The sequence below is a fragment of the Nostoc sp. XA010 genome (assembly GCF_020829625.1).
In the GTDB taxonomy this organism is placed as follows: Bacteria; Cyanobacteriota; Cyanobacteriia; order Cyanobacteriales; family Nostocaceae; genus Nostoc.
The window spans coordinates 13,961-39,108 of record NZ_JAIVFX010000007.1; the positions used below are offsets into that span (position 1 = coordinate 13,961).

Annotated in this window: 20 protein-coding genes; 9 read left to right on the top strand and 11 right to left on the bottom strand. The window is 42.8% G+C overall.

The window, feature by feature from the left end; translation table 11 throughout:
• Positions 1–2: 2 nt before the first annotated feature.
• From LC608_RS12445 to LC608_RS12470, 6 genes are all read right to left on the bottom strand, one after another.
• On the bottom strand, positions 3–1,079 hold the full coding sequence (locus LC608_RS12445; RefSeq protein ID WP_229553859.1) for an anthranilate phosphoribosyltransferase family protein: 1,077 nt from the start codon (positions 1,077–1,079) through the stop codon (positions 3–5).
• A 106-nt stretch (positions 1,080–1,185) separates the two neighbouring features.
• Positions 1,186–2,133: a LysR family transcriptional regulator gene (locus LC608_RS12450; RefSeq protein WP_229553860.1), complete on the bottom strand. Its 948-nt coding sequence runs from the start codon at positions 2,131–2,133 to the stop codon at positions 1,186–1,188.
• Positions 2,134–2,433: 300 nt separating this feature from the next.
• Complete coding sequence (locus tag LC608_RS12455) at positions 2,434–2,541, bottom strand: type II toxin-antitoxin system HicA family toxin (RefSeq protein WP_229553861.1); 108 nt, start codon at positions 2,539–2,541, stop codon at positions 2,434–2,436.
• 3 nt (positions 2,542–2,544) lie between these two features.
• Complete coding sequence (locus LC608_RS12460) at positions 2,545–2,754, bottom strand: type II toxin-antitoxin system HicB family antitoxin (protein ID WP_100900778.1); 210 nt, start codon at positions 2,752–2,754, stop codon at positions 2,545–2,547.
• 91 nt (positions 2,755–2,845) lie between these two features.
• Positions 2,846–4,144 carry a HEAT repeat domain-containing protein gene (locus LC608_RS12465; RefSeq protein ID WP_229554090.1) on the bottom strand — a complete coding sequence of 433 codons (1,299 nt, stop codon included), beginning with the start codon at positions 4,142–4,144 and terminating at the stop codon, positions 2,846–2,848.
• Positions 4,145–4,161: 17 nt separating this feature from the next.
• A complete protein-coding gene (locus tag LC608_RS12470) occupies positions 4,162–4,575 on the bottom strand; it encodes a ubiquinol-cytochrome c reductase iron-sulfur subunit (RefSeq protein WP_229553862.1) in 414 nt (137 codons plus the stop codon).
• 498 nt (positions 4,576–5,073) lie between these two features.
• On the opposite strand from LC608_RS12470, the gene LC608_RS12475 reads away from it, so the two are divergent.
• From LC608_RS12475 to LC608_RS12505, 7 genes are all read left to right on the top strand, one after another.
• Positions 5,074–6,681, top strand: a complete 1,608-nt coding sequence (locus tag LC608_RS12475) for a ferredoxin--nitrite reductase (protein WP_229553863.1) — start codon at positions 5,074–5,076, stop codon at positions 6,679–6,681.
• A 293-nt stretch (positions 6,682–6,974) separates the two neighbouring features.
• Complete coding sequence (locus LC608_RS12480) at positions 6,975–8,477, top strand: NarK family nitrate/nitrite MFS transporter (RefSeq protein WP_229553864.1); 1,503 nt, start codon at positions 6,975–6,977, stop codon at positions 8,475–8,477.
• A 277-nt stretch (positions 8,478–8,754) separates the two neighbouring features.
• Positions 8,755–10,995 carry a molybdopterin oxidoreductase family protein gene (locus tag LC608_RS12485; protein ID WP_229553865.1) on the top strand — a complete coding sequence of 747 codons (2,241 nt, stop codon included), beginning with the start codon at positions 8,755–8,757 and terminating at the stop codon, positions 10,993–10,995.
• 406 nt (positions 10,996–11,401) lie between these two features.
• Positions 11,402–11,860, top strand: a complete 459-nt coding sequence (locus tag LC608_RS12490) for a phosphate-starvation-inducible PsiE family protein (RefSeq protein ID WP_229553866.1) — start codon at positions 11,402–11,404, stop codon at positions 11,858–11,860.
• A gap of 188 nt (positions 11,861–12,048) precedes the next feature.
• A complete protein-coding gene (locus LC608_RS12495; protein WP_229553867.1) occupies positions 12,049–12,501 on the top strand; it encodes a nitrate reductase associated protein in 453 nt (150 codons plus the stop codon).
• Positions 12,502–12,691: 190 nt separating this feature from the next.
• Positions 12,692–13,294 carry a DJ-1/PfpI family protein gene (locus tag LC608_RS12500; RefSeq protein ID WP_229553868.1) on the top strand — a complete coding sequence of 201 codons (603 nt, stop codon included), beginning with the start codon at positions 12,692–12,694 and terminating at the stop codon, positions 13,292–13,294.
• 630 nt (positions 13,295–13,924) lie between these two features.
• On the top strand, positions 13,925–15,307 hold the full coding sequence (locus tag LC608_RS12505) for a PrsW family glutamic-type intramembrane protease (protein ID WP_229553869.1): 1,383 nt from the start codon (positions 13,925–13,927) through the stop codon (positions 15,305–15,307).
• Between the two features lie 298 nt (positions 15,308–15,605).
• Here LC608_RS12505 and LC608_RS12510 read toward each other — a convergent pair whose 3' ends face one another.
• From LC608_RS12510 to LC608_RS12525, 4 genes are all read right to left on the bottom strand, one after another.
• A complete protein-coding gene (locus LC608_RS12510) occupies positions 15,606–16,253 on the bottom strand; it encodes a hypothetical protein (protein WP_229553870.1) in 648 nt (215 codons plus the stop codon).
• 146 nt (positions 16,254–16,399) lie between these two features.
• Positions 16,400–17,974 carry a CHAT domain-containing protein gene (locus LC608_RS12515; RefSeq protein WP_229553871.1) on the bottom strand — a complete coding sequence of 525 codons (1,575 nt, stop codon included), beginning with the start codon at positions 17,972–17,974 and terminating at the stop codon, positions 16,400–16,402.
• Between the two features lie 145 nt (positions 17,975–18,119).
• Positions 18,120–20,396, bottom strand: coding sequence for a PP2C family serine/threonine-protein phosphatase (locus tag LC608_RS12520; protein WP_229553872.1), 2,277 nt, complete (start codon positions 20,394–20,396; stop codon positions 18,120–18,122).
• A 591-nt stretch (positions 20,397–20,987) separates the two neighbouring features.
• The gene (locus LC608_RS12525) at positions 20,988–21,347 is read right to left on the bottom strand and encodes an NAD(P)H-quinone oxidoreductase subunit M (RefSeq protein ID WP_229553873.1); all 360 of its coding nucleotides are present in this window, start codon (positions 21,345–21,347) and stop codon (positions 20,988–20,990) included.
• Between the two features lie 874 nt (positions 21,348–22,221).
• Here LC608_RS12525 and LC608_RS12530 point away from each other — a divergent pair.
• Positions 22,222–22,506: an Npun_R1517 family heterocyst differentiation transcriptional regulator gene (locus tag LC608_RS12530; RefSeq protein ID WP_100900764.1), complete on the top strand. Its 285-nt coding sequence runs from the start codon at positions 22,222–22,224 to the stop codon at positions 22,504–22,506.
• 580 nt (positions 22,507–23,086) lie between these two features.
• Here the strand turns inward: LC608_RS12530 and LC608_RS12535 are convergent.
• Positions 23,087–23,782, bottom strand: coding sequence for a response regulator transcription factor (locus tag LC608_RS12535; protein ID WP_118166491.1), 696 nt, complete (start codon positions 23,780–23,782; stop codon positions 23,087–23,089).
• 195 nt (positions 23,783–23,977) lie between these two features.
• Between LC608_RS12535 and LC608_RS12540 the strand changes: the two genes are divergently transcribed.
• Positions 23,978–24,898 (top strand): histone deacetylase, encoded by a 921-nt coding sequence (locus LC608_RS12540; RefSeq protein ID WP_229553874.1) that lies wholly within the window; start codon positions 23,978–23,980, stop codon positions 24,896–24,898.
• Positions 24,899–25,148 lie beyond the last annotated feature (250 nt).

Consider the following 25,148-nt stretch of genomic DNA (forward strand, 5'->3'; position numbering starts at 1 on the left):
GTTTACACTGGCTGAAATACTTCTGCTGAGAGTGAATTTACTATCTGGCTGAGTTCTTGGAGTTTAGCTGCTACTGTACCATTGGTTAATAATTCTTCTGCCTTAGCTAAACCCTCTGGCATATCTCGACAAATACCACTCCGCCATAGGTAAAAACCTCCATTCCACAAGGCTGTTTGCATTAGTTCGCCTGGTTCACCTGCCAAAACCTTCTGAATATCCGCCACCAGTTCTTCAGTAGTTCCAAGGGGTACGTTCTTGGTAGTAAAGCCGTAATCACGCGGTACGAGATGCAATCGTTCTATCTCTTGGGATGCTACAGATGAAGATAAGCTGATAATCGCAGTGCGATCGCGCGGTAAATCACAACTCCCTTCTAATCCTTTCACTAATGTAAATTTTGTTACTCCCCGCAGCCCCAGAGCTATCTTAAACATCCCTTCTGTCGGCGGATGCACAAACCCAGCAATTACGTGAGCATCTCCGGCATAAGGACACCAGATTAGCTCCATTGTCGCCAATGGCGGACGTTTGCCAAGTTGCTCGCGGTATTCCCAAATACTGTTAGTTAAGGGAAAATGCTGAGGTAGATAAATAAAGCCGATTCCCGTTTGCTCAAACACCTGCTGGGTTTTTGCTAGTGGTAGGACAGTCCAATCGACTCCTAAAGCCTGCCAAATATCTATTAGAGGTAAGCCGTACTTAGTTGGGAGGCGATCGCCACCGTGCATTACCACTGGTTGTCCAACTGCGGCGAGTAGTAAAGCTGTTACCGGACTAATTGGTGCTGTGCGTGTTCTGCCATCATAAGGTACACCAAGAGCGATCGCTGGTCGCCGAGAGACGGTTGGTTGCAGTTTTGGCCCCAATTCATCATAAGCATCCAACATTCCCGCTAACTCTTCCCCCGTAGGACGTTTGATTCGATGAGCAATCAAAAACGCTCCGATTTGGGCTGGTGTAGCTTCACCCAGCAGCATCATTTTAATGGCGGTGGCTGCTTGGGTGCGAGTTAAATTCTCGCCTGTGTGGTTTCCGCTACCTACTTTTTGTAGTAATTCCCTAAATATATTGCTCATTTGTGCTTTGTCCTACCCTGTGGGAAGCCGCAGACGCGTCTATGTCATTTGTCCATTGTCCTTTCTGTAAATGACTAATGACCAAATGATTAATAACTAATAACGCTTAAGAAGCCGATCGCTGCTGGTCAATTTGTAATGGAATATTCTCGCACACAAGTTGCCAAAAGTGTTTGATAGGGGGAATTTGAAGCCGATCTTGAGTTGTTACCATAACTACCCGACGGGTCAAACTGGAACCATCTGTTAAACCACTACTACTATTGCTGGCTAAGGAACGAATCGCTAGGGTAGGGTCAAGACGAGCTTCCATTAATGCTGATTGAGGTAGCAAAGCTATCAATTCTCCTTGGCGCACCACTCCTCGGAAGGCATCTAGGGTATTTACCTCTAAAGCTGCCTGGAGTGTAGCTTCCATTCGCTCAAATCTATCTTGTATTAAGCGCTGCATCCCATAACCATCTTTAAAAACCACTTGGGGATAACGAATTAGCTCCGACCAAGGGACTAATTCATATTGGGCTAGTGGATGATTGGCTGCGGTTAGAATTTCTATAGGTTCATCATAAAGTACTTCTACCACCATTTCTCTACCAGTGGTTAAGAAGCGATTATTCATCACAATTGCTAAATCCACCAATCCATCTTTGAGGACTTTCAGAGCGCGATCGCTTCCCAATGAAGTCACCCGCAATTGCACATCTGGGTAATCATGACAAAATTTTTGCAACACTGGGGGTAAGTAAGATCCACATAAAGAGTGAATCGCGGCAATGCAAAGTTCTGGCTGCTTTCCGGCGATTAAATCAGCTAATTCTTCTGTAGCTGTCTGCCATTCTTGGCAAATTTTGCGGGCACGGGGTAGTAAACATTCACCTCCCAGCGTTAATTTTGCATGACTATTTCTGTGAAACAGTTCTATACCCAAATCTGCTTCCAATGCCTGGATTTGGCGACTAATTGTCGATTGCGTAACACCAGATGTTCGCGCTGCTTGTTGAAAGCTGCCGGTTTGTGCGATCGCTAGAAAGGCTTGCAACTGCTCTAGGCGCATTTTTATGTAGCCTGAATTACATTTATCAGTTTCATTAAGTTAACGGTTTTTTATCGGTAATTTAGTATAGTTTGTTACAGTATCTTTTATCTGATTTACATTGGTATAAATCAGGTTTTACTGCCTTTTTTGTCAATTCTCCGCTTTGTACCGATGTCCTAACGCCAAAGGAGAGGATGAATCTCACTGCGACTCCAACATTTCTTCAACAGACAAACCAATATCATTCGCAATTTGGCGTAGCAATCTCGGTGAAATATCGCGGCTCTTGTGAAACGGAACTGTTGTTCCTCGACCATCTTAGTGACGAAACTGCTTGTGTGAACCCTTCTGGCGCACCTCCACAAAACCAAGGTTTTCTAGAATGCGGATGACCTCTTGTGGCTTCAGGACAGGAATGTTGCTCATGGTTTACTGAACCACGATCTGCTGTGTACCAACAAATTCCGTCTCAAATGTCGCGTCTTCATCTTCTAGAAGCATCTCAATCACTTCGCGTAGATTTTCCTGTAACTCATCTAAGGTTTCTCCTTGAGAATGCGCTCCGGGAAATCCAGGCACATAACCAACGTAGAGATTAGTATCAGAATCTCGCTCAATTATCGCAGTAAAGGTTTTCATAAAGTTGGTCAGTGGCAATATGCTTTAAATCATAGCCGGACAATCACCTGTTCATAGTAGAGGAAGAGTCCGACCTCCAATTTGACAGAAATTACCACTCAGCCAAAGCGATCGCTATTCCTTGTTGCAAATCTGGTGTAAGTTCGAGGTTATTTGCTAACTGCTGCAATTGTTGATGTGCGGCTTCCATATCCAAATTTTTTAATGCCGCGATCGCGTGTAGTCTCACTGATGCATTAGAATCAGCTAGTAGCGAAATCAATGGTTCAATAGCTTGCATTTCGCCTAACTGCCCTAAAGATAAAGCGATCGCACAATTGATGCTGACAATCTCTATGGCTGGATGCTGCAATCGCAGTATTTGCAATAATATTTCTACGGCTCGTGTAGTTTGCGGCTTTTGCACTCGCCCCAAAACTGTAACAATTTCTTGCCAAAGTGTCTCTGAAGTGATTTGATTAAATGCTGTTTGTAAATATTCCAAACTGGATGGTGTTCCCACCCAAACCAAAGCGCGGATGGTTTCTAATTGCAGTGGTAGCGGTGTATGGGGTGATATTAGCAGCTTAAATAATTGCTGGGCTGCCTCATCACAACCCATTCGAGAAAGGGAAACTGCGGCTGCACAACAAACATCAATATTAAAGTCGTAAAGCTTGGGTTGTAGTCTCGTCACTAAATCTAATGCTTCGCGTAAGTCAGAGCGAAAACCTAAACCAAGTATTGCTGCACGCCTAACTGTGGCGGCTATATCATCCAAAGCGTTTAACAATACTGGTGGTATACGTTCGTCATGAAAGCTGCTGAGGGCTTCAATTGCAGCCGTGCGGATTGTTGCTTGTGGATCTTGTACTACACTTAATAGCGGTGTGATGGTTTCTATTTGGGGAATGCAGGAAAGCGATCGCACTGCTAAAAGCCTTGTATCTTCATCTGCTAGAAGTTCAGTTAGTGAAGTAATCGCAACACTACCCATTTGCGCTAGTGCTGTAGCTGCGATCGCTTTAAGTTCTTGATCCTCATCGGTTTTCAATAATTCAACTAAGGGTGCGATGGCTTCTGGGTGCTGAAATTCGCCTAAAGTCCGTGCTGCATACCAGCGTAATTCTTCCTCTGCATCTTCGTCTTCTAATATCTCAATGAGTGGTGGGATGGCAATATTTCCCAAGCGAGTCAACACTTTGGTGATTTCCCAGCGTTGCTGAAAATCCCCCATCTCTAACATTGAAAGTGTTAATTTCAGCAGATATTCTTGATTTTTAACTATCTCTGGATGCTCAGAATCTGTCGCTAAAATTAATTGTTGTAAATATTGAATTAGTGATGACCAATCAGCTGCATCGTATGCTGTCTGGGCTTGCACCAAAAGCTGGTTGATATTACTCACGATACCCTGAATTGTATTATTTAACTTGGTTTGACTAGAACTGAATTACCCTCAATTTTGACGGCATAAGTTTTAAGGGCTTCTGTGGCTGGGCCTTTTTGCACTTTACCGTCAATGCCAAATTCCGAATCATGACAAGGACAGACGAATTTTTTTGTCTCAGCTTTCCATGTTACGGTGCAACCTGCGTGAGTACAGGTAGGGTTAACAGCAGTCAGATTCGCAGCCTTAGATGTACCGACTAGCAACAGAGGCCCAGCAGGTGAGTTTTTAGCCAACAATTGACCAGTCTTATCTAATTCTGCCGAAGTGCCTACTGTTTGCCAATCCTTAGATACTGGAGTTGTTTGAGAAGAACAAGCTGCGATCGCTATAGGTAGAGAACTCGCTATCCCACCCAAACCTGCCCAATTAATAAAATCACGACGTTTCATAGCTGCTGAAATAATATCTAAGTTTTAGCTAACATCTGCCACTCAATTTTGGATTCAGAATTGATTTATGGCAATCTAAAATCCCTTCGATCATTTCAAATACCCTTCATTAAGGGGTTTACGTGGGTCATTGGCTAGCTTTGATGCAATAAATGCATATTATTTATCCGTTTTCAGCAATTTTACCAAAAAACCGTAGCTATTTATACGATTTTAACAGAAATATGCCTTTAAGTTATAGGTATCGAAATTGTTACATGAACATTCTCTAAACCTGCTTGACAAATTTCCAAGATGTAAAGGGCAACAAGTTTTCCTTAACTAATCACGGATTTGGAGTTTCGCTTTGAATGCTCTGAAGTAAAAATAATCAACCGTAAGCAAATATTAAGTTTTTATTTCCTAATCCTCGTAGATACAACACTTGATGGAACTACGGGTTGATTGATATTGGGCAATTATCACCATATTCAGTAATTTTGCATTGAGAGTCAGATCATGACAGACACAGCAACTACCACTACTAGCCTCAACAAGTTCGAGAAATTCAAGGCTCAAAAAGATGGACTCGCCATCAGGGATGAGATAGAGAAATTTGCCGCCTTGGGGTGGGAAGCAATGGACGAAATCGATCGCGATCATCGGCTCAAGTGGGTGGGTGTGTTTTTCCGCCCAGTCACCCCAGGTAAGTTTATGATGCGGTTGCGGATGCCTAACGGTATTCTCAGCAGCAGTCAGATGCGTGTTTTAGCCCAAGTAGTGCAACGTTACGGTGATGATGGTTGCGCTGATATTACTACGAGACAGAATATCCAATTACGGGGGATCAGAATTGAAGATTTACCAGATATCTTTAATAGATTTCACGCAGTTGGTTTAACCACTATCCAGTCAGGGATGGATAACGTCCGCAACATCACAGGCGATCCTGTGGCGGGGTTGGATGGGGATGAGTTGTACGACACACGAGAGTTGGTACAGCAAATTCAAGATATGCTCACCAACAAAGGCGAAGGGAACCCAGAGTTTAGCAACTTACCACGGAAGTTTAATATTGCAATCACAGGTGGACGAGACAATTCAGTTCATGCTGAGATTAACGATTTAGCTTTTGTTCCAGCATTTAAGGAAGCGAGTGGGGAAAAATCTTCCCAATCCCCAATCCCCAATCCCCAGTCCCCAATATTTGGCTTCAACATCATTGTGGGTGGCTTTTTCTCAGCGAAACGTTGTGAAGCAGCGATTCCTTTAAATGCTTGGGTACTTCCCGAAGATGTAGTCGCTGTATGTAGAGCCGTTTTAGAAGTCTTTCGTGATCATGGGCCGCGTGCTAATCGGCAAAAATCGCGCTTGATGTGGCTAATTGATGAATGGGGTGTAGAAAAGTTTCGCGCAGAAGTAGAAAGCCGCTTGGGTAAATCATTATTACCCGCAGCAGCAAAAGACGAAATCGATTGGGAAAAACGCGACCATATCGGTGTATATAAACAAAAACAAGCAGGATTAAATTACGCAGGTTTGAACATTCCCGTCGGGCGGCTGTATGCCGAAGATATGTTTGAAATTGCGCGTCTAGCGGAAGTTTACGGCAGTGGCGAAATCCGCTTCACACTTGAGCAAAACATCGTTATTCCCAACATTTCTGACTCGCGTTTAGCAACATTTTTAACAGAGTCTTTGCTAGAAAGGTTTTCTATTGATCCAGGTTTGCTGACGCGATCGCTAGTATCCTGCACAGGGGCACAATTTTGCAACTTTGCCCTCATCGAAACCAAAAACCGCGCCCTGGCAATGATTAAAGCCTTAGAAGAAGACTTAACCTTCACCAATCCAGTCCGAATTCACTGGACAGGTTGCCCCAACTCATGCGGACAGCCCCAAGTTGCAGACATCGGCTTGATGGGAACTAAAACTCGCAAAAATGGCAAAACCTTGGAAGGCGTTGACATATATATGGGTGGCAAAGTCGGCAAAGATGCTCATTTAGGAACTTGCGTCACCAAAGGCATACCATGCGAAGACTTGCAGCCAGTATTGCAAGACTTACTCATCAAAAACTTCGGGGCGAAACTCAAGCAAGAAGCCTTACTAGTTGGTAACTGCTAGTACTTATCGGGGGTATTCAGCATTGGGTAAAACTCATACTTCAAACTTAAAGGCTTAAGCTTCGACCTTAAAGGCTTAATCTTCAACCTTAAAGGCTTAATCTTCGACCTTAAAGGCTTAACCTTCAAACTTAAAGGCTTAAGCTTCGACCTTAAAGACTTAAGCTTTGACCTTAAAGGCTTAATCTTCAAACTTAAAGGCTTAACCTTCAAACTTAAAGGCTTAAGCTTCGACCTTAAAGGCTGATCTTCTCCTACCTCTTCACCGTATTTTATTCAATTAGAAAGATTGGAATGCTTAAAAACTTATTTTCATTTAGCGATCGCTACCGCATCTTACATCAGACTTGGTTTGCTTTCTTTCTCACCTTTGTCTGTTGGTTTAACTTTGCTCCCTTCGCTACAACCATTGGCAAAGAGCTAAGTTTAGCGCCTGAGCAAATCAAAACTTTGGGTATCTGTAACCTTGCTCTCACAATACCCGCACGGCTAATTATTGGGATGCTTCTGGATCGTTTTGGCCCCAGAATCACCTACTCAATCCTGCTGATGTTTGCGGTTGTTCCTTGTTTAGCAACGGCGCTAGCGCAAGATTTTAATCAACTAGTTATCAGTCGTTTGCTGATGGGAATTGTCGGATCTGGGTTTGTTGTCGGTATCCGCATGGTAGGGGAATGGTTCCAGCCGAAGGAGATGGGAATTGCTCAAGGCATTTATGGCGGTTGGGGTAACTTTGGGGCTTTTGGTGCAGAGTTTGCCTTACCAATACTTGCAGTTTCTACTAGCTTTTTCGCTGGTGGCGCTTCTAACTGGCGGTTTGCGATCGCACTTACAGGGATCATTACAGCCATCTACGGGGTAATTTATTACAACAACGTCCAAGATACACCCACTGGCAAAGTCTACAAGAAACCCAAGAAAAATGGTTCTCTAGAAGTGACTAGCATCAAAAGCTTCTGGGCAATGATTGTCTCAAATTTTGGTTTAATTTTCGCCTTGGGTTTATTAGCTTGGCGCTTAGAACAAAAGAACATTCACTTCCTAACTTTGAGCCAAATGTATCTGGCTTGGTTGCTATTAGCAGGATTGTTTGCTTACCAAAGTTACCAAGCTTGGCAGGTAAACCGAGAACTTCTAACTGGTAAAAGAACCTACGCTCCATCTGAACGCTTTCAATTTGGTCAAGTAGCTTTACTCGAATTCACTTACATCACTAACTTTGGCAGCGAACTAGCAGTTGTTTCCATGCTCCCAGCATTCTTTGAAAAAACTTTTGCTTTAGAGCATGTTGTAGCTGGGATGATTGCTGCTACCTATCCGTTCTTAAATTTGGTTTCTCGTCCCAGTGGTGGCTTAATTTCTGATAAATTTAGCTCCCGTAAATGGACAATGACAATTATCAGCGCTGGCATTGGAGTTAGTTATTTGATTGCACATTTTATTAGTAGTAGCTGGCCGATTCCGCTAGCGATCGCAGTTACAATGTTTGCCGCCTACTTTGCCCAAGCTGGCTGTGGTGCAACTTATAGCATCGTACCCCTAATTAAAAAAGAAGCCACTGGACAAATTGCTGGAAATGTGGGAGCTTACGGTAATTTTGGCGGCGTAGTTTACCTGACAATTTTTAGCTTAACCGACGCTCCAACACTATTTACCACAATGGGTATAGCTGCACTAGTCTGTGCTTCCATGTGCGCTTTCTTCCTGAAAGAACCAAAAGGTTCCTTTGCGGCTGCCTATGAAGGTGAATTACCAGAAACCGCAACTAAAAACTCTATTTTCTTAACTGAAGAATAATCAACTGAAGGATGAAGTAGTGAAATTAACTATCAGATTTAAGTTAGGTAACTTTACACTTCATCCTTCCATAGCAATCCTAATTCATGAAAATCTCTTTTTCTTCTCTCTGCGCTGGCGTCTTCTCTACGAGAGGCTCCGCCAACGCGCAGCGTCTCGTCAGAGAAGAACGCAAAGGAATAAGAGTTTCAAAAAGTTTTTGCGTTACACACAAATTTCTCAAACTGCCGCTACATCTGAGGTTGCCCAATCAAAATAACAAAATGGTACAACTGCCATGAGTGAATTTACCAAAACCCTTTGTCCTTACTGCGGTGTTGGCTGTGGACTAGAAGTTTCACCTCCAGCCCAACATGGCAAAGCAACTAATCGGGATAGCCAAGGAAATCCAACTTGGCGGGTGCGCGGCGATAAAGCGCATCCATCCAGTCAAGGAATGGTTTGTGTCAAAGGCGCAACGATCGCAGAATCTTTAGATAAAAATAGATTACATTACCCAATGGTGCGAGACTCCTTAGATCAAGAGTTTCGGCGCGTTAGTTGGGATGAAGCTTTTAATATCATCACAAAGCGCATTCAAACAGTACGCTTTACCCAAGGGCCAGAAGCGTTATGTATGTATGGTTCCGGCCAGTTTCAAACTGAAGATTATTATATAGCCCAGAAACTAATGAAAGGCTGTCTGGGTACTAATAATTTTGATGCCAACTCTCGCTTATGTATGTCTAGTGCGGTGTCTGGCTACATTCAAAGCTTTGGCTCAGATGGCCCGCCCTGCTGTTACGATGACTTGGAGTTAACCGACTGTGCATTTTTAATTGGTACTAATACAGCCGAATGTCACCCCATCGTTTTCAACCGACTGGAAAAGTATCACAAAAAGAACCGCAAAGTCAAAATGATTGTGGTTGATCCCCGTCGCACACCAACCGCAGAAGCTGCTGACTTGCATTTAGCGATTCGTCCCGGTACAGATATCGACTTATTAAACGGCATCGCCCACTTGTTGATGCGCTGGAATTACATCGATACCATGTTCATGGACGACTGCACCAGTAACTTTCCGGCTTATGCTGAAGTAATTCGGCACTATCCGCCAGAGGTAGTGGCTCGTCAATGTGGAATCAGCATTGAAGATTTAGAAACAGCAGCTCGCTATTGGGGTGAATCCGAGCGGGTATTGTCCTTGTGGTCAATGGGTGTGAATCAATCGTCAGAAGGGACGGCTAAGGTAAGAACTATCATTAACCTGCACCTGATGACTGGACAGATTGGCAAACCTGGGGCTGGCCCTTTTTCCCTCACTGGTCAGCCAAACGCAATGGGAGGACGAGAAGCCGGAGGTTTAGCGCATTTATTACCGGGTTATCGGGTAGTAAAAAATCCTCAGCACAGAGCAGAAGTTGAGCAGTTTTGGGGACTTAAGCCAGGACAGATTTCGCCCAATCCCGGTTTGACTGCTTGGGATATGATTACTGGCTTGGAAGATGGCGCTGTAGAGTTACTGTGGATTGCGGCTACCAACCCAGCTGTGAGTATGCCAGATTTGGAGCGCACTAAAAAGGCGTTATTGCGATCGCCTTTCACTATTTACCAAGACGCATATTATCCTACAGAAACCTCTGCTTACGCTCACGTTCTGTTACCAGCCGCCCAGTGGGGTGAAAAAACTGGTGTGATGACAAACTCTGAACGTGTGGTAACTCTATGTCAAGCATTCCGCCAACCGCCAAGAGAAGCTAAAGCAGATTGGGAAATTTTCGCCGAAGTTGGACGTAGATTAGGTTTTGAGAAAGAGTTTGCCTTTGCTAACTCCGCCGAAGTTTATGCTGAGTTTGTCAAACTAACTAAAACTCGCCCCTGCGATATGACGGGTATCAGTCACGCACAATTACAAGCAGAAGGGCCGAGTCAATGGCCTCATCCAGAAAAAAGTGATGAGTTAAGAGTTAGGAGTCATGAATTAGAATCTTCAACTCCTAACTCCTCACTCCTAACTTCTAACTCCAAAAGACTTTACACCAATCTCCGCTTCCACACCCCTGATGGACGCGCTCGATTTGGGGCATATTACTCAAAGGGATTGGCAGAACCACCAAACCCAGATTATCCTTTTGTGCTAACTAACGGGCGACTTTACGGACACTGGCATACCCAGACACGCACTGGACGAATTGAAAAAATTTGTAAAATGCATCCCGAACCGTTTATCGAAATTCATCCCCGTGATGCTGCTCGGTTAGGTATTGTAGATAGTATGTATGTAGAAGTGCGATCGCGTCGAGGTAAAGCTAAGTTTCCTGCTAAAGTGACAAAAGCGATCGCGCCTGGTACAGTTTTTGTCCCCATGCACTGGGGTTCACTGTGGGCAGATAATGCCGAAGCCAATGCCCTCACCCATCCAGAATCTTGCCCCGATTCGCTGCAACCAGAATTAAAAGCCTGTGCTGTGCAGCTGATACCAATCTCTGTAGAAGTTACAGTCAAAGATTATCAACTCCAGTCCTCACAATGGTAAGGGACTTCCAGAAAATAAATTATCCAATTTACTCAGATAATATTTTTCTTTCTCCCCCTGCCCCCTGCTCCCTGCCCCTCTGCCTACACCGCGATAGGATATTTTTTTAGTTGGAAGTCCCTAAGCTCGTAACTGTACTGCTCAAGATGTAATTAATAATCATCAATAGGTAATTTAGTCAATAATCAATAACCAATAGTGATTATCATTTTTTATGGCTCTCTACTATTGACCCATACCAATTACCATATCTAAAGAGGCTAAAGTTCTAGTAAGCAGAGGTTTTACTAGCGCCGAGTTAAGTTATGGGAAAAAATCAAAATCAGATAGTATTACAAATCATCTTATTTTAATCCTCTAGATTTATCTATGGGATTTTATTTTATTTAAAAATCGGGTGCAGCAGATGAAAAAGTTACTGAGGGAAATTCTAGGGGCTACCAAAGATGAGAACTTCATGCACATCATTGAAAACATAGAAGTAATAGTTTCTAAAGTTCTATCTATTTTTATGGTGATCGTGATTTTGGTAGCGATCGGGGATTTAGGAGTATTTCTTTTTAAAGAGTTATTTACAGCACCTTATGCAAAATTTAACACAACCTTGTATAAAATTTTTGGTCTATTTTTAAATATTTTAATTGCTTTAGAAATTTTAGAAAACATCACAGCTTATTTACGAAAACACGTTTTTCAAGTTGAATTAGTTATTGTCACATCCTTAATTGCTGTTGCCAGAAAAATTATTATTCTTGACTTAGAAAAGATTGGAGGTATTGATATAATTGGTTTAGGAATTGCTATTCTCGCCCTCTCAATTAGTTATTTGATAATTCGTCTCAGTAATTCCAAAAATACCCGTTAAAAATTAAAGATATCTAGTATGCAATTTAGTTAAATATTAGGTTAGTCTGAACTTTTAACAGATAATATATACCAATCCAATTTGATTTATGAAAATATATATATTTATATATATATGTAGGGTGTGAAAGCGTTGCTTAACGCACCGCCCGTCGATGGTTAAAAAACCTTAATTTTGAATACTTTCTTATGACAGATTTCTTTGAATTTGAAGCAGACTTTGTTGATTCCCTGCGCTGTATCCCGATGCAGGTGCGTTGCAAATTAGATACTTGTGGCATTAAACTAAAATTGTCTGATTGGAATCAGATGACTACAGGCGAGCGTCAAGCTTTAGTCGAATTACCTTGCACTAGAGAAACGGAAATTCAGTCTTACCGCGAGCATATCCAGCAATTAATTTTACAACGCACAGGTATACCAGCTACAAAATTGCCCATCGAGCCTCATCCCGCATGGCTAGACTCTGCCACTGTACCACCTAGCATCCAGGAAAAAGCTCAAGAACTAGGTGTAACCCTAACACAGCACAATTGGGCAGGTTTAACGCCCTTACAGCGTTTTGCCTTGATTAAACTCAGCCGCCCAGGACATGAAAACAAAAACTTTGAGAGAGCGATCGCAGAATTCCATCTGCTTTAACTAGTCAATAGTCATAAACAGAACAACTTTGTTAACTTGCCGCCCTTAAATGATACATTACAGCACAGTTAATGCTCTAATGTATCAGAAATTTACGCATAGGTTAACGGTTAATCTAGCTAACTCTAAATTAATATTTTCTTAATAAACTACTATTAACTATTCACTAGTAGGTGAGGGTAAGAAAAATATGGCTGCAAAGAAACTTTTGATGCTGGTTGGGGACTACGTAGAAGACTATGAAGTGATGGTTCCTTTCCAGGCGTTGCAAATGGTGGGGCACACAGTTCATGCAGTTTGTCCAGACAAAAAAGCTGGCGACAAGGTGCGGACGGCAATTCACGACTTTGAAGGAGATCAGACTTATAGCGAAAAACCCGGTCACAACTTCACTTTAAATGCCACCTTTGCAGAAGTAGAAGCCGCAACCTACGATGCCTTAGTCATCCCCGGAGGACGGGCACCAGAATATATCCGCCTGAATCAGCAGGTACTAGAAATCACCCGTCACTTTGCCCAAACGAATAAACCGATTGCTGCCATCTGCCACGGCTTGCAGTTATTGGCTGCTGCTGATGTACTGCAAGGCAAAAGATGTACTGGCTACCCTGCTTGTAGCCCAGATGTCAAGAGTGCTGGAGGGATTTATGTCGATATCTGTGTTGATCGGGCAATAGTTGATGGTAACTTGGTGACAGCACCAGCTTGGCCTGCTCACCCCCATTGGTTAGCAGAATTCCTCACAGTACTTGGAACTAAGATTGAACACCCAGAACTGGCTACAGTTGTTTGAGGCAAGATACCGGAAATCTTTTAGTTCGATCTTCGGGGCAGGTTAAGAGGCATAAAACCAATTCGCAATTCGCAATTAAACTAAACCACGCACAAGGGGTGGGGTTTTTACCTACCTTAAGCCACAAGGAATTTTTCGACCACAAGGGGCGTTAGCGTAGCGGGACGCAGTACGGTTTTGAACCTTTACTTTTTGGATAAAGCAAGTGGCGTGGAAACCCCCTTTTCTACGGGACGCTTTGTATAAAAGCCTCTCCCTTTGCGAGAAGACCGTACTGGCTCACAACAGAGCATTGAAAATTATATATTTTTGGAATAGAACAAAATGCAGTAAAAAATACTGTTTTTTGATAAATTGCCGTGGGTTTAATTTGCAGTTAGGATGTCTTGAGTACACCACCCATAAAATCTGATTTATCCCTCTAACAAGCCAGTTTTAGGATAAATTCTCAGCAAATGGAATACTTATTTACGTTAGGTAAAACAATTTGAAATTTTGCGTCTATAAATTTAAATTTCTTAGCAGGAAGTGAAGCTATAGTGGATTTAGCAATGCTGCTGTTAATGTGGCTAAGGCTAGTCCTGCTGCCAAATTATGTGAAGAATTAGTTTAGAAACGTACTCTAACTCGATGACAGGCAAACACGCAAGACATAATGCATTTCTGCGGCTAGTGTCTGGTAACGGGGCAGCTTTTGGACCAGAATCTCGCTATTCCCTGCCCCCCAGTAAAGAGATGGTAATTGGACGCGACCCCAGCTGCCAAATTGTCTTGGATGCCATGATGTACCGAATGGTATCTCGTCGTCATGCAGTGGTTCGTCCCCTCTCTCTATCGCCAGATAGCAAATTCAGCTGGGTGCTTTGTGATTTAAATAGTGCTAATGGCACTTATTTGAATGGACAACGCTTGTATGAATGTCAGGAATTGCACCCAGGCGATCGCATTTCTCTAGGTGCTGATGGGCCGCAATACGTTTTTGAGTATGAGTATACCTTACTCACCCCGGCCACGACGGTTAACCAAGTTACACCATTACCTTCGGCGACAAATCACCACAGCCACACGCAATTAAAGCAGCCAGATTCTGTTAGCTTCACCCAGCTTTTTCCGATTATTTCCACTGGTAAAGATTTAACTAGTAAAGCTTACCTCGTACCGGGAATACTGACCGTAGTTTTTGTAGTGTTAATGTTTGCTACAGTCGGTCAACCCCAAGCAAATCAAGTGATTGTAGCTACTTACATCGCCTTTGCTGCCTACTATTTTGTTTACCAACTTTGCGGTAAACAGAAGCCTTGGTGGGTGCTAATGGCTGCGGCACTGGGTACAATGCTGATTTTGCTTAGTCCGTTGTTGGATTTATTTATCTTTGTGTTTCGCACCGTCCTGCCTGGGAACTTACCCTCATCCCAAGAATCTATCACCTTTACAGAGTTGCTGGTGCGGATGTTTTTTGGCGCTGGCTTGATGGAGGAATTACTCAAAGCATTGCCTGTACTAGGGGCGTTTGCTCTCGGCAGAATGTTGTCTTCACCTTGGCGGGAACGCATAGGTATTTGGGAACCTTTAGATGGTATTCTCCTGGGAACAGCTTCTGCTGTGGGCTTCACTCTCTTGGAAACTCTCGGACAATATGTGCCAGATATTACTCAAAATGTCACGCAACAGGTGGGTATAGGCGCTGCTGGTCAACTGGCGGGTTTGCAACTGCTAATTCCGCGAATTTTAGGCTCCGTAGCCGGACACATGGCTTATAGTGGCTATCTGGGCTATTTTATTGGGTTAGCTGTCCTCAAACCCAGTAGAAGTTGGCAAATTCTCTCTATTGGTTATCTTAGTGCTGCTGCGCTTCATGCTTTGTGGAATGCTACAGGATCAATCAATGCCTTGCTGTTGGTAGTTGTTGGGGTGTTATCTTACGCCTTTTTGATGGCAGCAATTCTTAAGGCACGGGCGCTATCACCGACGCGATCGCAAAATTTTGCTACTCGATTTCTTGGGCCAAAATAAGGGATGGGGCAGGGGGAGTAGAGGAGTAGGGGAGTAGGGGAGTAGAGGGAGCAGGGGGAGATGAGGGAGCCAGAGACAAGAATTAATAACCAATGCCCAATGCCCAATTACTTTTGAATATTTATATCTTGGGATAGATGGTCTAATGTTTTAATCAGCTTATTGTGAGGTTACTTTAGGCTCACTATACAAAAATACTAGGATTAGTGAATGCTTAAAATAGCAGTACAAGTGTTATCAGCAAATAAATCTGCCTGCATCGAAAATTTATGTAGAAAAAAGAGACAGTTCATTCAGGTTATGCTTCATACTCAGACTTGTTGAGTTCATTAAAAGCATAAGAAGCGATCGCTAAAGTAACTTTTGCTTTCTCTACTTCTGATAAAGCTGTCCACTGGCTATTGTGAAGATTATTGAGTGCAGATGCCGCGTTTTGCGATTCGCTGCTTCGCATAGCGTAAGCAAAAGGACGAGCCAAAACTAAGAGATCCTCTGTTCCCCAATTTGGTAATACTGTCTGAACACACTCAACCAGTTGTTCAGCGATTGATTGCTGGGCAGCAAGGATTTCAGCAGCTTTGGTGGCGATGGCGTTGAGCAATGCTTGGGGGACACAGGCGGCAAAAGTACTAGATAATCTTTCTTGAAGATTAAGTACTTGTGCTTGTTGGACATTGTGATTATTGTCTGACTCCAGAGAGATACCAGACCAAAGTGTGTCTAGATGGCTATAAAAATCTTGCGATCGCGTTGTCAGTTCTTCCTCAAGCAAATCTTGCATTCCAAACTGTTCTTCTAATTCCTGAAAATAAGCTTCTGATTCTTCATCACCTGGATTCCAGGGATAGGTAGCATCGTCTGGTTCCAGTAATGCTTCTAATAATTCTAAATCTACATTATATGGCAAAGAAGAGAAGGTGTCTGAGCCTTTAATTTTATTAGCCATTTTTCATTGCCTCACATATTATTTAGTAGTATTTACAGCTACAATTCCTCAGAATAGATTTCCGCAAAAACAGTTGAATTTTTCTACAAAAAATAGATTTTAAAGATTGGTGCTAAAGACTCAAATTTATTTTTACAATAGTTATACTAGGAGTCTTCAATAATAAACTCCCAGGTTTCAGCTCTCGCACTTCCAAACTTTAACTGCATTCCCGATTTCAATGGGACTTCCTCTCGGAGGATTTGTTGCCAACCATTAGGCCCTAAAAACCAAGTTGTCCCGTAGGTAGAAAAATCTTGCAAGTAATAACTTCGCACCAATGTAGCATCAGTAAGAGTGTTGCGGCAAAAGATTTCGGCGTGGCGTTTGGATACAGATGGTTCAGGGATGACAACATCATTGTCGCTTGTGCGACCGATGCGGGTGACTCCATAACGTAGTGACCAGGTTTTACCTTTTGGGGTAAGCGATCGCAACGAAGCAGCCGGAAGCGAGAAGCCATCAGGAATGGCTGTATCTGGTAGTTCGGTAATACCTTCATCCAGATTCTTAATGAGTTCGCCATTAAAATCTGGATGCAGGTAGAGAACAGGCAAAGTCCAAGCAGGTTGATTAAATTTATACAGTGTTAACAATTCTTGCCTAGCCTGGGCTACGGCTTCATCAATTGGCTTGTGCGATCGCAAAGCTTCAGTAAAGGCTTGAATAAAACTGTGGCTTTCGTGGTCAGCGATTTCATCGCGCATCCCCAAAACCGCAGGCACACCATGACGAATCAACACTTCTGCTAAACTGCTGGCAGGGATAGCTTGATGATTCATAGCAGCTGGTTGTGCGCCCCAACAGGCGTTAAAAACTGCTAATTTCACACCTGTATGGGTCAATACTTGCGCCAATTCTATCCCATTTAGGGGCATATCTGGTCGCAAAAACAGTAACCCTCCGTCTGGGCCTGGCAAACCATGTCCAGCGTAAAAGAAAACATTGTATGCTCTGGTTTCTAATTCTTGAATCAACTCCTGTGGGGTTGGTTGTAGAAGTTGAGTCACTATACAAGGGGCACATCTTTGCAAATTACCACCCACAGACTTATCTGCAAGAGTTTGCTGTAAGATAGCAGCTTCTTGTTCTAGTTGCAGCTTGTCATCATGACCTAAAACCAGCAGAATACTTAAAGCCTGGTCAGTTCGCAAATGCGGTAAAGGGTCAACTTCGCTGCTGGTGCGACTAAATAGCAAATCTTGGGAGAGAGACATAGCTGATTGGCCAGGTTCACGCTGCATAATTTCCCAAGGGAGAGCGATCAGATCCGGGTCGCGGATTTCTAGCCGAAAGCGCAAACGTGTATGCTGACCCATAGCAATACCGCGACTGCGTTCTAGACTACCAAGAATTTGCCCATCAAATACCCAGCGCCATAAATTCATTCCCAAGTTTTGCATCAGACGACTGCTATAGGGACCAGTGGTTTGACCTGAAGCGGGTGAAATCCAATCTATGGGGAATGGGTTGGACTTTTGAGATGTTGATGGGGAAATATCTAAGTGACTATGACCAGCAAACAGTTGCTGCCATTCTTGCCAGACGTGATTGAGTTCATCAGGCCATACACAGTCACGTAAAACGTAGCCACTGGGATAGGGAGCTTTGACCACCCAAATGGCGAAGTTGTCAGTGCCAGTGTTACGGAGACGGGCGATCGCCAAATTCAGGGATGGCATGGATTCATTAAAATAAAAACTAAAATAAATAATTTCAAATAAGAATTCTCCAAGGTGAAAACTTTCTACTTTTTTACCTTGTAAGTTTTTACTCTGATGTTACCTGTTATTATTCCAGGTTTCTACCAGTTTATCGATTATTTGACTAAGTTGGACTGCTGTCGTCAGGTGGTTGAGTAACTGGCGGTTGTGTGACAGGTGTACATGGACTTGGTGCATCTTCTGGCAAAACAGAGACACCAAAGCGTTTTAGTTGGGAGAAGTCCAGCAATACTGTTTCCGGCAAAGGTTTTGAATTTGATGGAACTGAGGAGGTTACTGCTGGATTATTAGTGTTAGCTGGAGTTTGTGTGCTTTTATTAGCACAGACTTGCATAGACACTGAAAAATTTCCCGAAGCAGGTTTAGGATTTGGTTTTGTGTTGATAACTTGTAAAAAAGCTCCAGGTGGAAGTGATTGGTTGTTTCCCAAGGTGATTTGATTGTTAGTTTTAATTACCCAGCCAGGAGAAAGGTTGGCTAGCGATCGCTGTATGGGTGTTGCTTCGATGGTAGGATTTGAAGTTGGTATGGGAGTGGATGAAATCAAGGGGACTGATGGCGATCGCAGTCGCACTTGCTTCACAAACAATCCTAAAACACCTGCTGCTACCACAAATATTAATGGAACAATCCACTGTAGCGGTAAACTGCGCCTTTTGGCAGGCTCAGTGTCTGGAATCACCTGAGTTTTATGGTTGGGGCTACTTAAAAGTGTCGGATCTGTCCCCCTGGATGAAAAATCGATAGTTTTGGCAGAATAACTCTCTGGAATGAAGGCTTGGATCGTGATTTCCGGTTCCCAGTATTGGACTTGATAATGGACTAAAGCGATGGTGACATTATCGTGTCCATTCTTAGTGTTAGCAATTTCAACTAATCTATCCGCAACATTTGCTATAGGGACTTCCCCAACTAGAATCGGCAAGATTTCTGTTTCCCAGTACTCCTCCACCCGATCAAAATCACTCAAACCATCGGATGTGAGGAGAAAAACAGCATCTTCATCGAGCATAAACCGTGCCGATGTGGGATGCAATGAAGTGCTAGGCCCCATGCCCAAAGCCTGGACGAGAGAGCCAGCAGAACTTTGTTGTATAGCCTCGCGGTAAATGGCATAGCCTAGCCGCACCTCGCGGGAAGCAACATCATCGTCCAGGGTAACTTGATAACAACCGTGGCGGGTAATCCAGTAAGCACGACTATCACCGACGTGGGTAATGTACATTTCATGAGCAACAGGCAATGCCATTACTAAAGTCGTGCCCATCCTCTGACGCCCTTGGCGATTTTCACTGTCATTGCGCTGACTAATTTTGTCATTAGCAATTGCCACAGCCTTTTCTAGGTCATTAAGTAGCAGTGAGGGGTCTATGTGGTCGTAGGGAACTTTTGTTAGTTGCTGTACCTGTTGCTGGATGGTTTCAATGGCTAAATTTGAGGCGACATTGCCACCCTCGTGCCCACCGATGCCATCACAGACAATTGCTAAGGCTGTTGGCTGGGGTGGTTTACTTACCAGAGTTCCACTGGGTGGGCTACAAGCATCTTCATTACGTTGGCGGCTTGGCCCAGTGTCCGTTTTGGTGATAATTTTGATTGAGGGTGTTTGCGATCGCCCTAACCCAGCTAGTCCGCGATCTAAAACTCCGATTAATTGATCGGTTGAATTAATCTTTCCCTGAATTAAGGAAAGGCTAACCTCATTCACAAATTCAGTTATGGCTGGTTTAGCACCACTAACCAACTGCTGCCAAAATTGACCTAATTGGGGTAATTCTGGGAATGTTGCGGCATCGAAGCGCAATTCTAACAAACGGACTAATGATCCTTCTACCCGTAATACATTTGAGTCAAGCAAGCTAGAGACGACACCTTCACTTGCAAGAGGTTGCCACAGATGAGCTATTTGCCATAACCAATTGAGTTGGCGCATCGATGTTGCATCACGCCAAGCGGTGGTTAACTCACTGGCCAACTGCACTTCTTGGATTTTGTCATCTACTAACAATGGAGGTTTTTCTAAAAGTAATATTTCTCGATGAGAAGGTCCGTCACCGAGAAAAAGCGCTCCATATACCTGTGGTACGTGTAAACGGTAGGGAATTAGTCTCAGGTAAGCTTTTAGAGGCTGCAAATTATCTAACTCAGACGTTAGCGCTAATAAACCAGGTTTCGTATCTAAAAGAAGAAATTTATCAAGGACTAAATAGCGATCGGCTAATATTTCTCCAGGGCTACCCACACTTGGGCCATCTAGCACAGCCCAGAGGTAATTTTTGGTTAGGGGCGTGGAACATCGCAGGCAAAACTTGTGAGTCAGGGGGTTGGCAGCCTGACAACTTTCATTTGTACAGTAGAGCGTTGCCGCGTCATTTTCCATAGTTTTCGCACCGGGAAGCGATTGGCAATTTCTTTAACAGCATTATTAGGGACAATCTAGACCGCTCATCTTTCTTAAACTTCACATACCCAGACTTTAGATGATGATTTTAGCTGGGGGATATCAGCAGGTGCTAATACTTACTTATCCAAAGAATACGCTCCTAAGTCAACTCTACAGCCTCATCATAGCTTCTATTGCTCTGTGACTCTCCATCGCCAAAGCAACTAACTCCAACCCAGTTACCAAAGCATAACCCAAGCATAACTGCGCCCCAAGCTTTTGCTGAATTACCCCATCATCAAGAGGCAGATAATCTTGGTATTTATTTAGTTTATAAGTAGGATAGCAAGAATTAACTTTAATTAAGAATTAAGATAAGTGAACTACTCAAAGTAGCTGACGAATGAAGAGGCTTTAAAAATCTGGTAATCTCGTTTCCGGGTTCTTTTTCGCGAGGTCGCAAGCCTCACATATTAATTTTTCCCCTTCCCAACGCGGGAAGAGGGTTAGGGTGTTAGGTTTTTCGTGGATTCCAGATGGATCTGAATTGTCAGAAAAGTTCACCCAGATCGCTACCAACTCATTCGCTTATTGTTTGTCGTCCATTGCGACTTGGGGGACTCCCATGCTGTAGTTGGTAACGCGAGCAGATAGATTGTAGCTGATTTCGCCGAGTTGCAGAAGCGATCGCAGATAATGCTCTAAATCTGACCCAACACGGCGCAAGTTATAGTCTGTAAGGTCTGCGCCACTAGATGCTTCTACTAGTTCATCAAATTTTCGATAAACTTTTTGCAGTGCATCTTCGTTCCAGTTAAATTCGTTATCTGGGTCAATATCTAACGTTAAGACTTGTTGACTGGGAATCAGTTCGCCATCCCGGTCAATTTCGCCTGCAAAAATGCGGACATGCCGGGTTGTGGACTTGAGCAGCATCGGGTTATCCATAAAAGGGTGTAAGATTTGGGTGGATTACACTGAAATTATTGTAAACGTTATATTCAAGCTTGAATGCTCTCAATTTACAAGCTTTGAACGCAGTTTCAAAGGGGTATATTGAATGAGCATAAGTAAAAATATCACCTGTACTGATTAACTTACTACTTCTGTTAGGAGTTGAAGACACAATTAGTAGCGAGTACTGACAGTAGTCCAATTATTTTTTTGTAAAAATTACTGGTGAGAGGGGTTTTATTTGGCGTATACAAACAAGTCAAAGTGGTGTGCTAATCTTACCTACTGCTAAGATTTTCGTACTCATAAAGCCTAAAAGCCAGTACAGTAAAGCACTCACCAGGAATAATTTTATCTGTGTACATTTTTTTATGGAGAATAAAAGTTTTTACTTTAATTATTCTGCTCATCAATTTCTTCAAAATTTTCTATTGCAAAAAACGTACATCAAGTAATTTTACTGAATAGGGCTACATCGACCTCTGGCTTTAATAAGTTCAAAAAAATTAAGCGATTTTACTTACGTATAAACACCAAAATTAAAGTAACAAGTCAAACTGTTATTGACGTTCACATAAAGTTGATGTAAAAAGCTTTAAAAAGACCGGACAACTTCTTACAGAAACTTTATTGTGTAGAATCTTAAAAACTGAATAATAGTTATGGCTTACCATAAGCTATATCTGGCACAGTCACATCAAAATCTAGCTTGAAAATAAAACACAGGAGACTGAAATGGAATACAAAGGTGATTGATGAAGAAAAATTCTTAATTCAAGCACTTTGGATTCAAAGAAGATATAAAGAATTTTGCTGGGCATCTACCTCCTTACCCTCATGACCACCAAGTAAAGGAATCTCAATAGCTATGAACTCCAAAGCATTACCACGCCAGATAAATAATCTCGAAGTAGGTGTTTATGAGTGCGAAATCCATCTCAAATTTCGGTTGATTGAGGAAAAGAGTCTATTGGGCGATCGCGAACAACTGTTACAGGTATTACTTGATGCCTTGACCGAGGGTTCTGACGACTTTCTAGAGACACTGCAAGCGTCTGTTAAAGCGCAGGAAGTGTCCGAGTTTAAAGCCTCGCCTCAAATGCGACGCCAGTTGATGCGCTTGCGTAATGCTGCTGAAAATCCCCAGTCTTAAAGGTGTAATTTAAGTAGCGAAAAAACATGAATTGGGCATCAAATCAAATGTTGATCATATAGCCCCGTTGCAATAAAAACTAAGCAGTAAGTAGAATTCATAAAATATTGTGATTTCTTCTTTGTGAAAGTCTTATTTAGCAGCACAGAGTCCCAGGAACAGTTTCTCTATTAAAAACTTTGTAGCAAAGGATACTGGTAGAATCTAAGAGCAAATTCAGCCGGGTGCATTTTACCGAGTTTTTATAAAAACATTGCAGGAACAAGAAAATTCTGTGTCTTTACAGATGGGGAATTGGACAACAGGCGCGAATTCAATGAAAACCTAAAAGGCCAAAGTGAAAATGAATAACCTTACTTTTAGCTTTTTACTTTAACTAAGTGCCTGATTTGCTGAAATACTTATGTTTTATCTATTACTGGTAATAGGTTATGGTTTAGCAGCCAGTTACCTATTGCCAATTACCCACAAGAAGGGGGCAGGGGGAGAAATCAATTCAAAATTCAAGAATTTCTGCCTCCAGCAAGAACTGTCTCCTGTTTCCCAATGCCCAATGCCCAATTCCCAATTCAAAAATTGTCTATTTAGCAAGACCGTGTTCTAGGGCGAAACGAACTAACTCTGTACGGCTATTGGTGCCAGTTTTACTGAACAAACGGCTGACGTATTTTTCTACATTGCGGACGCTGGTTTCTAAGCGACGGGCGATTTCTTTGTTCATCAACCCTTCAGCGACTAAGTTCAAAACACTTTGTTCTCTAGGAGTCAAATCAATTTTGAAAGGGGCTGGCGATTGCGAAATGGCATTTCTTTGAGTTAACAATGCCTTAATTTGGGCAATCTGATTAGCTAATTCAGCAAGATCAGGGGTTTCAACGTCATCTCCTGTAGTTGCAGCCTTAGCGGCCCGGCGGGCTAGCAAATTTTCGACTATAGCCACTAACTCATCTGGATCGAAGGGTTTGGGTAGATAGGCATCGACACCAGCATGATACCCTTGGATGCGATCGCCTGTCATACCTTTAGCAGTTAAAAATACTACTGGTAGCGCTTGGAAGCGGGGGTCTTCTCGCAGTTGCTTCAGGAACTGATAGCCATCCACCTGAGGCATCATGACATCAGAAATCACTAAGTCAGGTGTATTCATCTGCATCCATTCCCAACCTTCAAGGGCGTTACTGGCGACTTGAACGCTGAAACCGCTCTCTTGCAAATAGTCTTTCACGGCTTCCCGTATCCCTGGTTCATCATCCACCAGTAACAATTGTGCTGACATTTAAAATTCCCTTAAGTTTACCTTTTTCCAATTTAGCGAAAGTTGAGAGTCATTGAACAAAAGGGATAAAGGAAAAACGAGAGAGCTTGTTAATGTTAGGCGATCGCTGGTAACTCGGTAACGCTAAGGAAAAACTGTTTGTACAAGTAACGATACAATAGCATTCATTGTCTTGCAGTCAACCTTTTTCGTCCTATGCTGCCAGTCATCTATTCCGACGAATTTTTAGATCATAAGACTGGAAAATACCATCCTGAAAGACCAGAACGTTTAAGTGCGATCGCTACTGCCCTAAAAGCAGCTACGTTTGCAGATAAAATTGACTGGCGATCGCCTACACCAGCATCAGAACAGCCATCACTGATGTCTATGTTAGTTAAGGCCCATAGCCCAGCCTACATCAAAAAACTTTGGCAAATCGCTTCTAGTGGCGGCGGCCCTTTGGATGGAGATACGCCAGTTTCCCCGCGTAGTTATGATGTGGCATTGTTGGCAGTCAGTGCATGGTTGGATGGTGTTGAGGCTGTATTAAAGTCGGCTAATCCAGCTTTTGTACTAGCACGTCCCCCAGGACATCATGCAGAAAGTGATGCGGGGATGGGCTTTTGCCTATTTTCTAATGCTGCAATCGCAGCTTTATTTGCCCTCGAACAACCCGGAATTAACCGCGTCGCTATCCTCGATTGGGATGTACATCACGGTAATGGTACTCAGGCGATCGTTGAAACCCAAGCAAGCATCGCCTACTGTTCCCTACATCAGTATCCCTGCTATCCCGGTACTGGAAGATCGACAGAACGCGGCTTTCATAATAATGTATTAAATTTACCTGTACCCCCTGGTAGCGATATTGCAGTATATCAGCCACTATTTGAAAGACAGGTCGTACCCTTTTTAGCTAACTTTCAAGCGGATTTGCTGATTGTGAGTGCTGGTTATGATGGCAATGCCGCAGATCCTTTGGCAAGTATCAATTTGCAGCCAGAAGACTACGCTTTATTTACTGATTATTGTCTAGGGATAACTCGTAAAATTCTGTTTGGCTTAGAAGGTGGTTATGACTTTGACTCTCTTTCACAATCAGTTGTAAAGACAATTGAACATTGTTTACTTTAGATACTTTCTTTTTTTTAGGTAAAACCTCGGAATTCGTAATTGAGTGATTTTCGTATATCTACTGAGATCATAATAATCCTATTGATTTGTGGCTCAGATTCTCGATTTCTCTAATAAATCGGGAATATTTTTGGATGTTTCCTTGGGATTTCACAAGATAGTCTGCAAAAATAAGCAATTTGTGGATACTTCTTGTGATGATTATTTGTGAGTTAGTTGACTAATTTAATAGCTATCTTTACGTAAAATT

What these genes read in the sequence shown, in the direction of transcription:
- LC608_RS12445 (WP_229553859.1), bottom strand. Translation starts at nt 1,079, where the DNA reads ATGAGCAATATATTTAGGGAATTACTACAAAAAGTAGGTAGCGGAAAC.
- LC608_RS12450 (WP_229553860.1), bottom strand. Translation starts at nt 2,133, where the DNA reads ATGCGCCTAGAGCAGTTGCAAGCCTTTCTAGCGATCGCACAAACCGGC.
- LC608_RS12455 (WP_229553861.1), bottom strand. Translation starts at nt 2,541, where the DNA reads ATGAGCAACATTCCTGTCCTGAAGCCACAAGAGGTCATCCGCATTCTA.
- LC608_RS12460 (WP_100900778.1), bottom strand. Translation starts at nt 2,754, where the DNA reads ATGAAAACCTTTACTGCGATAATTGAGCGAGATTCTGATACTAATCTC.
- LC608_RS12470 (WP_229553862.1), bottom strand. Translation starts at nt 4,575, where the DNA reads ATGAAACGTCGTGATTTTATTAATTGGGCAGGTTTGGGTGGGATAGCG.
- LC608_RS12475 (WP_229553863.1), top strand. Translation starts at nt 5,074, where the DNA reads ATGACAGACACAGCAACTACCACTACTAGCCTCAACAAGTTCGAGAAA.
- LC608_RS12480 (WP_229553864.1), top strand. Translation starts at nt 6,975, where the DNA reads ATGCTTAAAAACTTATTTTCATTTAGCGATCGCTACCGCATCTTACAT.
- LC608_RS12485 (WP_229553865.1), top strand. Translation starts at nt 8,755, where the DNA reads ATGAGTGAATTTACCAAAACCCTTTGTCCTTACTGCGGTGTTGGCTGT.
- LC608_RS12490 (WP_229553866.1), top strand. Translation starts at nt 11,402, where the DNA reads ATGAAAAAGTTACTGAGGGAAATTCTAGGGGCTACCAAAGATGAGAAC.
- LC608_RS12495 (WP_229553867.1), top strand. Translation starts at nt 12,049, where the DNA reads ATGACAGATTTCTTTGAATTTGAAGCAGACTTTGTTGATTCCCTGCGC.
- LC608_RS12500 (WP_229553868.1), top strand. Translation starts at nt 12,692, where the DNA reads ATGGCTGCAAAGAAACTTTTGATGCTGGTTGGGGACTACGTAGAAGAC.
- LC608_RS12505 (WP_229553869.1), top strand. Translation starts at nt 13,925, where the DNA reads ATGACAGGCAAACACGCAAGACATAATGCATTTCTGCGGCTAGTGTCT.
- LC608_RS12510 (WP_229553870.1), bottom strand. Translation starts at nt 16,253, where the DNA reads ATGGCTAATAAAATTAAAGGCTCAGACACCTTCTCTTCTTTGCCATAT.
- LC608_RS12515 (WP_229553871.1), bottom strand. Translation starts at nt 17,974, where the DNA reads ATGCCATCCCTGAATTTGGCGATCGCCCGTCTCCGTAACACTGGCACT.
- LC608_RS12520 (WP_229553872.1), bottom strand. Translation starts at nt 20,396, where the DNA reads ATGGAAAATGACGCGGCAACGCTCTACTGTACAAATGAAAGTTGTCAG.
- LC608_RS12525 (WP_229553873.1), bottom strand. Translation starts at nt 21,347, where the DNA reads ATGGATAACCCGATGCTGCTCAAGTCCACAACCCGGCATGTCCGCATT.
- LC608_RS12530 (WP_100900764.1), top strand. Translation starts at nt 22,222, where the DNA reads ATGAACTCCAAAGCATTACCACGCCAGATAAATAATCTCGAAGTAGGT.
- LC608_RS12535 (WP_118166491.1), bottom strand. Translation starts at nt 23,782, where the DNA reads ATGTCAGCACAATTGTTACTGGTGGATGATGAACCAGGGATACGGGAA.
- LC608_RS12540 (WP_229553874.1), top strand. Translation starts at nt 23,978, where the DNA reads ATGCTGCCAGTCATCTATTCCGACGAATTTTTAGATCATAAGACTGGA.